Raw genomic sequence first — 13,821 nt, forward strand, 5'->3', positions numbered from 1 at the left:
CCCCACCCGACACCAACCCCCACAACCCCTCCGGAGACACCACACCCCCCGGAAAACGACACCCCACACCCACCACCGCCACCGGCTCATGAGCGGCATCGGGACGCAAGGCGCCGAAAGCCGGCGGCAGAGCGGGGGACGCTGTGGCGGCCTCGTCCGCGTCGAGCGGTGCGAGCAGCCGCTCGACGACGGCCGCCGGGGTCGGATGGTCGTAGGTGAGCGTGGAGGGCAGAGCGACGCCGAGCGCGGCACCGAGCCGGTCGCGGAACTCGACCGCGCCGAGGGAGTCGAAGCCGAGCTCCTTGAAGGCACGGTCGAGGGGCACGGTCTCGCCCTGGCCGTAGCCGAGGACATCGGCGACGGAGTCGCGCACCAGAAGGGTCAGCCGGCGCCGGCCGAGCGCCGCCGGTTCGTCGCCGGCGGTCGCCTGGGGGCCGGAGCCGGGTGGGCCGGGCTCACGGTCACCCGGCACGACGGGGGGCGGTGCCGCCGTGCCGGGTGCCGTGCCGCCGGTCGGCACGGGTGCCGCAAGGGAGGGCTGCGGTGCCCGTGCCGATGTTTCCGGTACGGCACCGGGCTGTCCGGATTCCGTTCCCTGGAAGGGCCAGTGGCTCTTCCGGAGGAACACCTGTGAGGGCAGGGCCACCCGCCGAGCGCCGGGCAGGAGGGTGCCCCATTCCGGCTCGCGGCCCTGGACGTGGAGGGTGGCGAGGGCAGCGGCGGCGGTCTCGGCCTCCGGCCTGCCCCGGCGCAGCGCGGCGGCGAAGGCCGCGCCCGGCAAATCCGTCAGCGCCTCCCGCGCCAGGGAGGCGAGCACGGCGTCGGGGCCGAGTTCGAGATAGGTCGTGCAGCCGAGCCCGCGCAGGGTGAGCAGGCCGTCGTGGAAGCGCACGGGCTCGCGGACCTGCCGGATCCAGTGACGGGGGGTGTCGATGCCGTCGGCGAGGCGGCCGGTGAGTGCCGAGACCGTCGGCCGGGTGGGGGCGTGGTAGGTCAGGGTCCCGGCGACCGCGGCGAAGGCGTCGAGCATCGGTTCCATGTGCGCCGAGTGGAAGGCGTGGCTCACCGGCAGCCGGCGGGTGCGGCGGCCCCGCGCCCGCCAGTGAGCGGCGACCTCCGCGACGGCCTCGTCGTCTCCGGAGACGACGGTGGCCCGGGGGCCGTTGACGGCGGCGAGCGAGACCGCCGTGCCGGGCAGCAGCGGCTCGACCTCCTCCGCCGCCGCCTCCACGGCCACCATCGCGCCGCCCTGCGGCAGTTCGCGCATCAGCGCACCGCGGGCGGCGACCAGGGTGCAGGCGTCGGGCAGGGACAGGACGCCCGCCACGTGCGCGGCGGCGATCTCGCCGACGGAGTGCCCGACCAGATGGTCCGGCTCGACGCCCCAGTGGGCGAAGAGCCGGTACAGGGCGACGGAGAGGGCGAAGAGCGCGGGCTGGGTGAAGTCGGTGCGGTCGAGGAGGTCCGCCGCCGCGGTCCCGGGCGCGGCCCACATGACCTCACGGAGCGGACGGTCCAACAGACCGTCCAGGTGGGCGCAGATCTCGTCGAAGGCCTCGGCGAACGCACGGTGGGCCGCGTGCAGTTCGCGGCCGGCGCCGAGACGCTGCGCGCCCTGCCCAGGCATCAGGAACGCGACGGGGGCCGCGGTGCCGCCCTGCCCGCCGGGGGAGCCGGTGACCGTGCCGGGGTGGCTTCTGCCGTCGGCCAGGGCGTCCAGTGCGGCGAGACGGGTGTCGGCGCCGGTGCCGAGGACCACCGCACGGTGGCGTTGCCGGGTGCGGGTGGTCGCCAGGGAGAAGGCGATGTCGGCCGGGGACGCCTCGGGAGAGTCGCCCAGGTGGGCGCGCAGCCGGGCGGCCTGCCGGGCGAGGTCCTGCGCGTCGCGTCCGGAGAGTACCCAGGGCACGGGCACCGCGCTGTGCTCGGGGGGCGTGCCGGTCTCGTCGGCGCGGGGCGCGGCGGGCGGCTCGGCGAGGACGGCGTGCGCGTTGGTGCCTCCCATGCCGAAGGAGCTGACGCCGGCGGTGAGCGGCCGGTCCTCATGGGGCCAGGGGCGCGCGGCGGTGACGACGCGCAGGCGCAGCGCGTCCATCGGGATACGGGGGTTCGGTGTGTCGAAATGGAGGCTCGCGGGAATCCGCCGGTGGACGATGCAGAGGCCGGCCTTGAGCAGGCCGACTATGCCGGCGGCGCCCTCCAGATGACCCACATTGGTCTTGGCGGAGCCCACCAGGAGGGGACTGTCCGGATCCCGCGTGCCGCCGTACGCGGCACCGAGCGCGGCGGCCTCCACCGGGTCGCCGACACGCGTACCGGTGCCGTGCAGCTCGACGTACTGGACCTCGGCGGGTTCGGCCCCGGCTGCGGCGCAGGCGGCGCGGACGGCGGCCTCCTGGCCGGCGGCGCTCGGCACGGCGGTTCCGTCACTGCCGTGCCCGTCGTTGGTGACGGCGCTGCCGCGGATGACGCAGTGCACCGGGTCGCCGTCCGCGAGCGCGTCGGACAGCAGTTTGAGCATGAGGACGACGCCGCCCTCGCCGCGGACGTAGCCGTCGGCGGCGGCGTCGAAGGTGCGGCAGCGCCGGTTCGGCGAGAGCGCGCCGAACTTCTCGACGACACCGGTGCCGTCGGGGTCGAGGACGAGGTGGACGCCGGCGGCGAACGCGGCCCGCGACTCCCGTCGGCGCAGACTCTCGCAGGCCAGATGGACGGCGACGAGGGAGGAGGACTGCCCGGTGTCCACGCTGAGGCTGGGGCCGCGCAGGCCGAGGGTGCGCGAGACCCGGTTGGCGAGCAGGCCGCGCTGGGTGCCGGCGAGGGTGTGGCGGGTGGCCGCCGTAGCGTCGCACCGCGCCGCCAGCTTGGCGAAGTCGTCTGCCATGGCGCCGACGAAGACAGCGGTGGCGGTGTCGCGCAGCGAGCCTGGCGCGATGCGCGCGTCCTCGGCACATTCCCAGGCGAGTTCCAGGAGGAGACGCTGCTGGGGGTCGATCCAGGCGGCTTCCGCGGGAGAAATTCCGAAGAATTCAGCGTCGAATCCGTCGATGTTCTCCAGGAATCCACCGACCGGCACCTGGGGCGACATTCCAGGTGATTCCCGACCCCCCGAGGGAACGGGAACATTCCGCGTGCCGGGCATTTCTGAAACAGCATCCTCGGCCTCGACGAGAAGCCGCCAGAAAGCCGCGGGGTCCTCGGCTCCCGGGAGCCTGCACGCCCAGCCGACAACCGCTACGGGTTCGCCGTTCCGTGCATTTGGGACGACGGGTGCAGGGGGTTCGGCGGGCGATGTCGCACCCGTCCGCCGCCGTGCCGAACCACGCATGAGGAACCCCCGATCCACGTGCATCGAACTGTGGTGGAAACTTTCCCAGAGGCCGTGGTCGCACGCACCTCCGATATTGCTCTGCTCAGGCTGCACACGGGGCGTTGTGTTAATTCTTCGATGCGCGCGCAAGAAGCGTCGGCAACATCGTTATTGGATCATCGATGTCCTTGCGCGGACGATGTACTGATCCTTTTTCCTCACATGACGAAGCGAATTGCTCCGCGGCGAGTAATCGGGCGAGTGCCGCGGCCCGCTGGTTGCTCGGTTCACGTTCGGCGCACTCGGCCGCGTAGATCCTCAGGAGGGTGTCGAAGCGGTACAGTCCGCCGCCCGCCTCCTCGAGCATGTGATGGTCGGCGAGAATCTGGAGCGACTGTCCGGCCACCGCCGGGTCCGTGCCCGTGAGCGCGGCGCTCACGGCGACGTCGATCACCTCGCCCTGATGGAGCCCGAGCAGCCGGAAGAGCCGCGCGGCGTCCGCGGGCAGGGCGTCGTAGACGACGTCGTAGGCGGCCCGGAGGCTGGCGGCGACGTCGTCCTCCACGGCGAGACGGTCGAGGCGGCCTTCCTCGGCGGCGTGCTGATGCACCATGTCGGCGAAACTGAGCCGAGGGTGGTCGGCGAGGCCCTCGGCCGCGATCCGCAGGGCGAGCGGCAGACGGCCGCACATCTCCGCGAGCCGGGCGGCGGCGTCGCGCTGGCCCTCCATCCGTCCCTCGCCGATGAGATAGGCGAGCAGCCGCACCGATTCGGTGATGTCGAGCGGCTTGAGTCCGATGCGGTAGGCGCCGTCCCGCACCACGAGTCCGCGCTGCGCACGACGGCTGGTGACGAGGACGCAGGACGGTCCGTTGGGCACGAGGGGGCGCACCTGCTCCGCGTTGACGGCGTCGTCGAGGACCACGAGCATGCGCTTGCCGTCCATCAGGCTGCGGTAGAGCGCGGTGCGTCCGGCGAGGTCGTCGGGGAGGCGGGTGTTGGGCACTCCGAGGCTGCGCAGCACCTGTGCGAGTGCGTCAAGTCCGCTGAGCGCACGGTGTCGTGGGGCGCTGCCCTCCAGGTCGACGTAGAGCTGGCCGTCCGGGAAGCGGGAGGTGAGCCGGCGGGCCGCGTGCAGGGCGAGGGTGGACTTGCCGACACCGGGAGCGCCTTCGACGACGACGAGGGTGGGACGCATCTCCCGGTCGGCGGTCTGGGCGGTGAGGGCGTCGAGTTCGGCGAGTTCCTGTGCACGTCCCACGAATCCGCGTGCACTGTAAGGGAGTTGGGCCGGGCGGACCGGTGCCTCGGGGAGCGGGGCGGGCTGGGCTCTTCCGGCGGGGCGACAGCTCTCGCGCAGAGAGGTCACGTCCGTGACCCTGCCCAGCAGGTCGGGGTGACCCTCCAGGATGCGGCTGTGCAGCGTCTGCAGATCGAGGCCCGGCTCCAGGCCCAGTTCCTCGCTGAGCAGCCGGCGTGTCTCCCGGTAGACGCCGAGGGCGTGGGCGCGGCGTCCGCAGCGGTAGAGCGCCAGCATCAGGAACCAGCGCAGGCGTTCCCGCAGGGGCTCCTTCGCGACCAGGTTGGAGAGCACCGGGACGACCTCGGCGTGGCGGCCGACGGCGAGCATGTCGGCCGCCCACTCCTCGACCGCGGTCATCCGCAGCTCGGACAGGCGGGTGCGCTCCATCTCCGCGAACGGGCCCGGAACGTTGGCGTAGGCGTCTCCGCGCCACAGGCCGAGCGCCGCGTCGAACTCTCGCAGGGCCTCGGGCAGCCTGCCCTGGCCGTGCAGCCGACGCGCCTGCGCGTGGTGACGTTCGAAGAGGGCGATGTCGACGTGGTCCGGGTCCAGGGCCAGTGCGTAACCACCGCCGGACGAGATGAGCACCCCGCCCGACTCCCGGCGGCCGCGCCCCGGGTCGAGCGCTCTGCGAAGGCCGGCGACGTAGGTGTGGACCCCGTTGGCCGCGGTCTGCGGGACAGCACTGCCCCAGACGGCGTCCACGATCTCCTCGACGCCCACGATCTCGTTGATCCGGCTCACCAACACGCCGATGACCGCGCGTTGTTTGGGCGGGCCGAGCAGCACCTCCGCGCCGTCACACCACGCCCGCACTGAGCCCAGCAGTTCCAGCCGCATGATCCCCCTCATCCGACAACGCCGAAGACATCCGGACCCGCGCCGGTGCGCCGCGGTCCGCTCGGTGAAGAATCGCGCCCCACTGTTACCCCGACATCACACCAGTGCCCCGCTTCACCTCATCTGCAACCTGCGGAGGAAGCGCCGACTTGCGCGCTGACAACAGCGAAATTTCAACAAAGGTAACCATCATTCGAACACCTGTCACCGCCCACATTGCTCACCAGTCCCCGGCGTATCGCCCGGCCGGTGACACGTGCGGGAAAGGGCGAGGCCGGGTCGCCGGCGGGAGGCAACATGCCATCCGCGCACGGGTGCCTCCGGACCGGCGGGCGGTCCGAAGGCACCTGGCCGCGGCGCAGCCGGAGGCACGTGCGGCGTGCGGCGTGCGGCGTGCGGCGTGCGGCGTGCGGCGGTTCAGACGAACAGCCCGGCCATCTCGTCGAGACTGCGCAGGGTGTCGTCCTCCGGCACGGTCGGCAGGGTGAACAGGATGCGGTCGGCGCCGGCCTCGGCGATCGACTCGACCACCTTCCGGTCCGGCGGGACCTGATACATCGTCACCGGTATGTAACCCCGCCCTCGTTCCTCGGCCGCCCGACGGAAGTCGGCGATGACCTGCCGGAGGGATGTCTCGCCCCCCAGCATCACGGGCAGCCAGGTCAGCCCCCATTCGTCGCCGTAGTCCAGAACCCTCTGCACGGCGGCGGGGTGGTTGCCGCCCACCATGACCGGCGGATGCGGCCGCCGCACGGGTTTCGGCCAGGAGAACACGGGGTCGAAGGAGACGAAGTCGCCGTGGAACTCCGCCTCCTCCCGAGTCCACAGTTCCTTCATGGCGAGAACCCGCTCCCGCATGAGGTCCATCCTGGTCCGCGGATCGGTCCCGTGGTTGCGGATCTCCTCGCGGTTCCAGCCCGCTCCGACGCCGGCCACGACCCGGCCTCCGGAGACGCGATCCAACGACGCGATCTCCTTCGCGAGCGTCAGGGGATCGCGCTGGGTTACCTGGAAGACCCCGCCCCCCAGCACCAGGCGCTCGGTGACCACGGCCGCCGCGGTGAGCACCACGAACGGGTCGAGGGTCCGGTACAGCTCCCGCCGGAGTTCGCCCCCACCGGGCCACGGGGTCTCCCGGCGCACCGGGATATGGGTGTGCTCTCCCTCGAAGAGGGACTCGAAGCCGCGTTGCTCGAGCGCCCGACCGAGGCTCACCGGCCCGATCCCCTCGTCCGTCACGAGCGCAGACACACCGAACTTCATGCGCCGTTCTCCTTTCGGTGGGTATGCCGGGACGCCGGCACGGTCCCGTTCAGGATGTCGCGGGCTCGCCGGCGCGAGCGATGGGCACCGTGTCCGAGACCCCCTCCGCGCGCACGACCTTCCCGTCGCGGATGATCCAGAAGTGCACGAAACGCACGTTGAACTCGTTGCCCGTCCCCTTGAAGCGTCCGCTCCACCAGCCGAGCGCGGTCACCCAGTCGCCGGACGGAAGGAGTTCCTCCACGTCGAACTTGGCCTGATCGAGATGGCCGAGAGCGCTGGCAAAGTACGCCTTGGCCCCGTCGAGGCCCTTGTAGTCGCCCTCGGACCACGGCAGGGACTTCGGTGCGACGATCTCGACCTCGGGGTGACAGGTGGCGATGACGCTCTCGATGTCGAAGGCGGTGAGCCCCGCGTAGAGACGCTTCACCGTGTCGACCGGCTGTTCCGTCATGCTTCCTCCATGGCTGGTTGCGGTGTGGTGGTGGTACACAGGGACGGCGCGTACGGAGCACCCTTCACGCGACGGGGGTGCCCACGGCGGAGGGGCGGCCGGTCACCGCGGGCGATCTGCGGGCGGCTCGCAGCGAGCGGGCGATGACGCCGGGCCGCAGCAGAGCGGACGGCGGTGCGAGCATCTGCTGCACGTTCAGCATCACGCGATGCACGTCCACGGAGGTGTGACTGGCCCGGGTCACCTTGCCGACGTACCAGTTGGCCACGTCTGTGCCGAAGGCCTTGGGGCCGACGGTCTCCGGGAAGATGAAGTCGCCGGCGGTGGAGATGCGCCACGGCATCTCGAGGAGCTTGCCCACCGCCCGGAAGTAGGTGCGGCTCATCCGCTCCGTCGGTCCGCCGCAGTGGTCGAGGGAGCGGCCCAGTTCGAGGGCTTCCAGGATGGCGACGGTCATGCCCTGGCCGTAGAGCGGATTGAAGCTGCACACGGCGTCGCCCAGGGCGACGTAACCGGCCGGGGGACGGCGCAGCCGCTCGAAGTAGCGCCTGCGCGACATCGGGTACGTGTAGCGCAGCGCGTTGCCCGCCTCCACCGGCTCGGACCTGGCCAGCAGGTCCTTCATGTGGGAGGTCGGAAGACCGGCCGCGAACGCGGCGAAGCCGTCCGGGTCGGTCGGGGCGTAGGAGCGGTGCCAGCCGCCGAGGGTGACGATCCAGCGGTCGTTCTCCACCGCGAAGGCAGCCGCCGCCCGCTTGTCGTCGGGTCCGATCGAGGCCATGAGGAAGAGCAGACCGCCCATCTCCGTGACGCGGTCGCCGGGTAAGCGGTGCAGCAGCCTGCTCGAGTATCCGACGTCGATCTTCACCGTGTCGACCTCGGGAGCCGGGCAGCCGACCTGCTCCAGCCAGCGGTCGCCACGGTCGCTGCGCCCCGTGGCGTCGACCACCAGATCCGCCTCGACCACCTCTCCATCGTCGAGCACTGCACCGGTGACGCGGCCGGGAAAGCCGGTCACGCCGGTGACCGTCGCGTTGTCCCTCAGCGTGGCGTTGGGCAGTCCCGCCACCCGCCGCCGGAGCGAGTACTCAAGAAAGGCCCTGGTCAGGCTGACGCCCATCATGCCTGTGGGGTGCGGGATGCGGAACGCGCCCATCTGGTGGAACAACAGGTCGTTGCCCGGGTCCCACGGGACGGCTCCGCTCGCCGTCAACTCCGCGGTCAGCCCGGGGAAAACCTCCTCCAACGCGATCCGTCCGCCGATCAGCAGGGCGTGGCTGTGGCGGGCCTGGGGCGCGCCCTTGCGGTTCGAGACATCGGACGGCAACGCGTCCCGGTCGAGCACGGTGATTCTCTCGAATCTTCCGGCCAGAGCACCGGCGGCGGTGAGTCCCGCGACGGAGCCTCCGACGACGACCGCATGCTTCCCGAACACCAAAACCCACACCCCCACCTTCACGAGCGGCCTGTGCCGCTCCTGGATCTCCGGGTCTGAGGTGAGTCTGCGCGGGCAGATGTGTGCCGGTCGCCTCCGTGGTTGCTCAATCGACCGGTCACTGCCGGATCACCAGGGGCGGTGCCGGCCCCTGGGGACGCCCTCCCGGCCGGGGGGCAACCGGGAGGGCGGGGCCGGGGGCCGGGTGCGGCCGCCCCCGGAGTTCAGGCCCCGGCCCGCACCGCCGTTCCGTGGGCGTACGGGGGTGCGGACGGGACGGGGCCGGCCGCCGGCAGCGGCGCGGTCCGGCCGGTCACCTCCAGCACACCGTCCTCCTGCCACCGGCCCAGGAACCCGGAGCAGACCAGGGATCCCCGGTGGCCGGCGGCCGGCTCGGGGCAGCCGCCGTCGCACAGCCGGTCGAAGGGCAAGGGGTCCCCTGCCGCCCAGATCCGGCCCGTGGCTCCGGCCGGCAGGGGACGCCCCTCCTCGTCCCGCACGGTGACCCGGACCCCTGGCACCGCGGACCCCAGGCCCCGCGCGGGCGTGGAGGCGGAGGCGGTCCATGGCAGGGCGCCGTCGCGCGGGGCGAACTCGGCGAGCAGCCGGGTGTAGGGCAGTAGTTCGGTGTGGCGCTCCACCAGCCCGGCGGGGAGCGGTCCGCCGATCAGGAGCGCCGTGCCGGGGCCCGCCGTCCTGCCGGGGCGGTCCTCGGCGAGCAGCGCGTCGTACTCCTCGGGCCCGTACACGGCGGCCGCCCCCGGGTGGTCGCGCCCGGTCGCCGTCGCACCGGGACCGTTGAGCCGGCTTCCGGCGGAGACGGCCCACCACAGCGCGGCGAGACCGCGTGCCTCGCCGGGCCGCTGCGCGGTCCACACGCCGCGGCCGGGTCGCCCGGCCCGGCACAGCCTGGCGCGGGTGGCCAGCAGCCAGGCACGGTGGCCGACGAGGTGCCCCACGCAGCCGCCCGTGGTGTGCTCGGTCAGGAGGTACGCGACGTCGTCCGGGCCGGACCGTGGCAGCGACACGTCGACCCGCACCGGTGCGATCCGGGCCCAGGTGCGCTCGTCGTCGAGGACCATCGCGTCGAGCGGCCAGCGCTCCCGGTGGGCGGTACTGCACAGCACGAGGGTGGCGCCGCTCATCTCGGCGATGCGGGCCGCCTCCCTCTCGTCGGCCCGATCCGGAACCGGCACGCAGACACCGCCCAGGGCGAGCACGGCGAGCTGGGCGACGAGGGACTGAGTGTGGTCGGCGGTGTGGACGAGCACCGGATCGCCGAGCTGCACGCCGTAGCGGAGCATCACGGAGGCGAGTCGGCGGGCGTTGTGCTCGGCCGCGCCGTAGGTGAGGGTCCGACCGCCGTCGGCGACGGCCACCTCGTCCGGCCGGCGCGCCGCGATGTACCCGAACAGACCGTCGACGGTGGTCTGTTCGGTCGCCGCCGTCCCCGGGCGTCGCACGGACCGGCCGCTCGGGTCGGCGGCGGGCCGGTGCTCACCGGTGCTGATCACTGACGCTGCGCTCACTCGGGCCCCCAGGTTACGGCGTGCACACGGGCGTCCAGGTCCGAGGGCTTCCCCGGGCTCGGTGCGACCAGTGTCGCGGGGCCGCTCTGGGCAACTTCTTAAGAGAATGTGCCCGAGGTGCAGCCGACCCGCCATCGCGTGCGCCAGGCTGCACCGGGCCGGGCCCCGGGGCAGGGACGAGTCCGCGGGGCGCGGCCATGGGCGCCGCCGGGACACGAGGGAGGACCGCACACTCGGCGGCAACAGCCCGACCCGCCGGCGCCCGGGAGGTCAGAAGAGGGCCGCGCCGCTCTCGAAGTCCAGCAGGCGCTTCTTGCGGTCCAGGCCGCCGCCGTAACCCGTGAGGCTGCCGTTCGCGCCGACGACGCGGTGGCAGGGCACGATGATGCCGATGGGGTTCTTGCCGTTGGCGAGTCCGACCGCGCGCGAGGCACTCGGACTGCCGAGTGCCTCGGCCAGTTCGCCGTACGAACGGGTCTCGCCGTAGGGGATCAGGCGTAGCTGTTCCCAGACGCGGCGCTGGAAGGGAGTTCCGTCCAGGCGCAGTTCGAGGCTGAATTCCTTCAACTCGCCCGTGAAATAGGCCTCCAGTTGGTCGATCACCTCACCGAAGGGTGTGTCGTCGTCCGAGGCTCGGCTTCGCTCGCGCGGGGCGACTCCCATGCCGAAGCTCTCCTCGGGCGGCCGGTGGCGCTGGCTTTCCATGTAGAGGCCGGACAGGACGCCGTCCGTGGCGACGAGGGTCAGGGGGCCGTACGGGCTGTCGATCACGGTGTGCTGTTTCTCTGTCATGGAATGGCCTTTGGCGTCCTCATACGGGCAGGAAGTTGATCGGGTGACCGTCCGTCGCCCACAGATACTGGACTGCGTACGCCCGCCACGGCCGCCAGGCCGCCGCACGTGCCGTGAGCGCGGCGGGGGTGGACGGCAGGCCGAGTTGCTGTGCGGCGCGGCGGATGCCGAGGTCGGTGGGCAGGAACGCGTCGGGGTCGCCGAAGGCGCGCATGGCGATCACGTCGACGGTCCAGGGGCCGAAGCCGGGCAGGGAGAGCAGCCGGGCACGACTCTCCTCCCAGTCACTCTCGACGCCCAAGTGGAGTGATCCGTCGGCGAGTTGACGCACCAGGGTGGTGAAGGTCGTACGGCGGGTGCGTGGCATCGCGAGCGATGCGGGGTCGAGCGCGGCCAGTGCCTGCGGAGACGGGAAGAGATGGGTGAGGCCGCCCTCGGGGTCCTGGACCGGTTCACCGTGCGCGGTGACCAGGCGGGCCGCGTGGGTACGGGCGGCGGACGTGGAGACCTGTTGGCCCAGGACGGCCCGTACGGCGAACTCGGCCTCGTCGACGGTGCGCGGCACCCGGCGGCCGGGTGCCTTGTCGACGAGGGGCGCCAGCAGCGGGTCCGTGCGCAGTTGCTCGTCGACCGCGACCGGGTCGGCGTCCAGGTCGAGCATGCGGCGGCACCGGCTGATGGCGACGGGCAGGTCGCGCATGTCGCTGAGGGTGAGGCGGCAGGCGATGTGCTCGGGCTGAGGGGTCAGCGCCACGATCCCATGCCCGTAGGGCAGTCGCAGTGTGCGCCGGTACGCGCCATCGCGCCATTCCTCCACGCCGGGTACGGCGGTCGCGGCGAGGTGACCGAAGAGGTTGTCGGGGTTGAGCGGGGCGCGGAACGGCAGGCGCAGGCCGAGGACGCCGGGGGCGGTCACCGTCTGCTTCGGGCGACGGCTGCGCAGCTCGCTCGGGGGGAGCGCGAAGACCTCGCGAACGGTGTCGTTGAAGGTGCGGATCGAGGAGAAACCGGCTGCGAACGCGATCTCCGCCATCGGCAGCGCGGTCGTCTCGATGAGCAGCCGGGCGGTCTGGGCCCGCTGGGCGCGGGCCAGTGCGAGGGGACCGGCGCCGAGTTCGGCCAGGAGCTGGCGCTCGACCTGGCGGGTGCTGTAGCCGAGGCGGCCGGCGAGGCCGGGCACGCCCTCGCGGTCGACGACGCCGTCGGCGATCAGTCGCATGGCGCGAGCGACCAGGTCGGCGCGCTGGTTCCACTCGGGCGAGCCGGGGCTGGTGTCCGGGCGGCACCGCTTGCAGGCCCGGAATCCGGCCTGCTGGCAGGCGGCCGCACTCGGATAGAAGATCATGTTCTGCGGCTTCGGCGGCACCACCGGGCAGCTGGGCCGACAGTAGATCCGCGTGGTCACCACCGCTGTGAAGAACCAGCCGTCGAACCGTGCGTCCTTCGACTGGACGGCGCGCAGGCAGCGCTCCCTTTCGGTGTGCATCCCGTTCTGCATGTCTCCAGCATCGGCCACGGGTGGCGGCCGGGCTGGCGGAAATCCGACATGTACGTGAGCCGACCTGCTGTTACCTCGATGACGAGCCTCCAGATGCGCCGGGTGATCACACTCGATGCTGCGCGCGGTGTCGAGGCGGCGGTCACAGTCGGACGACGACGAGGGCGATGTCGTCCCGGGCGCCGCCGGTCACCCCCAGTTCGGCCAGCACGACGTCGGCCATGCTTTGCGGGCTGAGGGTGCTGCAGTGGCCGAGGGTGTCGGTGAGCCGGTCCAGACCCTCTTCGATGTGCTCATCGCGCCGTTCGATCAGCCCGTCCGTGTAGAGCACGAGGGTGTCCCCGGGGCTGTAGGTATGAATGGCCTGGGGGCGGGGCACGTGCTGGGGCCGGGCGCCCAGCGGTGGGTCGGTGGCCTGGTCGAGCAGGTCAAAGCCCCCGTCGGACCGGACGAGGACCGGTGGCGGGTGCCCGGCGCTGCTGTAGACGATCAGATTGCTGCGGGGCTCCACCAGCACCTTGACAGCGGTGGTGTTCAGCGCCCCCTCCACCGACCGGGCGTACAGGCCGAGCACCTCGAGAGCCTGGGCGGGACGCCCCAGCGCGCGCATGGCCGCGCTCAGGGCGCTGCGGAGCATCCCCATGACGGCGGCGGCCTCCAGGCCGTGTCCGACGACGTCGCCGACGGCCACCGCGAAGGTGCCGTCGGGCAGGTCGACCAGGTCGAACCAGTCGCCACCCACGTTCAGCGAGCCGGCGGCGGGCAGATAGCGCACCGCGACGTCCTTGTGCCGGGAGAGATCGGGCGCCTGAAGCATGGCTTCCTGGAGCGCGAGGGCCACCTGGCGTTCGTTGGTGTGGGCCTGCCGCAGCTCCTCGTTCAGCACCTGCAGCTCGCGCGCCCGCGCGTACAGCTCGGCCTCCAGGGCCTCGCGCTCGGTGGGCGGCCCGGGCCCTCGCTCCTTCCCGGCGCCGCGCGTGCTCATGTACGCGGTCACGTCCTCCGCCCGGTGGATGATCCATATCACCTTCCCGTCGGAGCCCACGACGGGCGTGTTGACCGGGGACCACCACCGCTCCTCGAAGGTGCCGGGGCGCCCCGTGACGGGGATGCCGTACTTCATGAAGGCCAGCGCATCGGGCTGCCGGGTGGCCAGGACCCGCTCCAGTGAGTCGTGCAGGGTTCGTACCCCCTCGGACTCCGGGTCGTTCGGGTCGTCCGGGAAGGCGTCGAAGATGTGCCGTCCGACCAGGTCGTCCCGGGTGCGTCCGGTCATGTCGAGGTACGCCTGGTTGACCTCCACGATCACCAGGTCGGGATCCAGAACCAGGTAGGGGCTCGGTGTGGCGGCGAACAACGCCGCGTAGTCCATCACCGACATCGTCACTCTTCCTCGC

General features: G+C 72.2%; 9 protein-coding genes. All 9 read right to left on the bottom strand.

Annotated features, from left to right (window positions below; genetic code table 11):
* Positions 1-3,352, bottom strand: a 3,352-nt coding sequence (locus tag ACWDEX_RS16305) for a type I polyketide synthase (RefSeq protein WP_450464065.1), incomplete at its 3' end; no start/stop codon positions are given.
* An 85-nt stretch (positions 3,353-3,437) separates the two neighbouring features.
* Complete coding sequence (locus tag ACWDEX_RS16310; protein WP_450464067.1) at positions 3,438-5,453, bottom strand: BTAD domain-containing putative transcriptional regulator; 2,016 nt, start codon at positions 5,451-5,453, stop codon at positions 3,438-3,440.
* Positions 5,454-5,870: 417 nt separating this feature from the next.
* Positions 5,871-6,716 (bottom strand): LLM class F420-dependent oxidoreductase, encoded by an 846-nt coding sequence (locus ACWDEX_RS16315; protein WP_450464069.1) that lies wholly within the window; start codon positions 6,714-6,716, stop codon positions 5,871-5,873.
* 49 nt (positions 6,717-6,765) lie between these two features.
* Positions 6,766-7,170 (bottom strand): nuclear transport factor 2 family protein, encoded by a 405-nt coding sequence (locus ACWDEX_RS16320; RefSeq protein WP_450464071.1) that lies wholly within the window; start codon positions 7,168-7,170, stop codon positions 6,766-6,768.
* Between the two features lie 64 nt (positions 7,171-7,234).
* A complete protein-coding gene (locus tag ACWDEX_RS16325) occupies positions 7,235-8,605 on the bottom strand; it encodes an NAD(P)/FAD-dependent oxidoreductase (RefSeq protein WP_450464072.1) in 1,371 nt (456 codons plus the stop codon).
* Positions 8,606-8,829: 224 nt separating this feature from the next.
* On the bottom strand, positions 8,830-10,134 hold the full coding sequence (locus tag ACWDEX_RS16330; protein WP_450464074.1) for an AMP-binding protein: 1,305 nt from the start codon (positions 10,132-10,134) through the stop codon (positions 8,830-8,832).
* A gap of 270 nt (positions 10,135-10,404) precedes the next feature.
* Positions 10,405-10,926 carry a methylated-DNA--[protein]-cysteine S-methyltransferase gene (locus tag ACWDEX_RS16335; protein WP_450464075.1) on the bottom strand — a complete coding sequence of 174 codons (522 nt, stop codon included), beginning with the start codon at positions 10,924-10,926 and terminating at the stop codon, positions 10,405-10,407.
* A 19-nt stretch (positions 10,927-10,945) separates the two neighbouring features.
* Positions 10,946-12,424, bottom strand: a complete 1,479-nt coding sequence (locus tag ACWDEX_RS16340) for an AlkA N-terminal domain-containing protein (RefSeq protein WP_450464076.1) — start codon at positions 12,422-12,424, stop codon at positions 10,946-10,948.
* 142 nt (positions 12,425-12,566) lie between these two features.
* Positions 12,567-13,805: a PP2C family protein-serine/threonine phosphatase gene (locus ACWDEX_RS16345; protein ID WP_450464236.1), complete on the bottom strand. Its 1,239-nt coding sequence runs from the start codon at positions 13,803-13,805 to the stop codon at positions 12,567-12,569.
* Between the last annotated feature and the right edge of the window lie 16 nt (positions 13,806-13,821).

This window comes from Streptomyces sp. NPDC001020, from assembly GCF_053599115.1.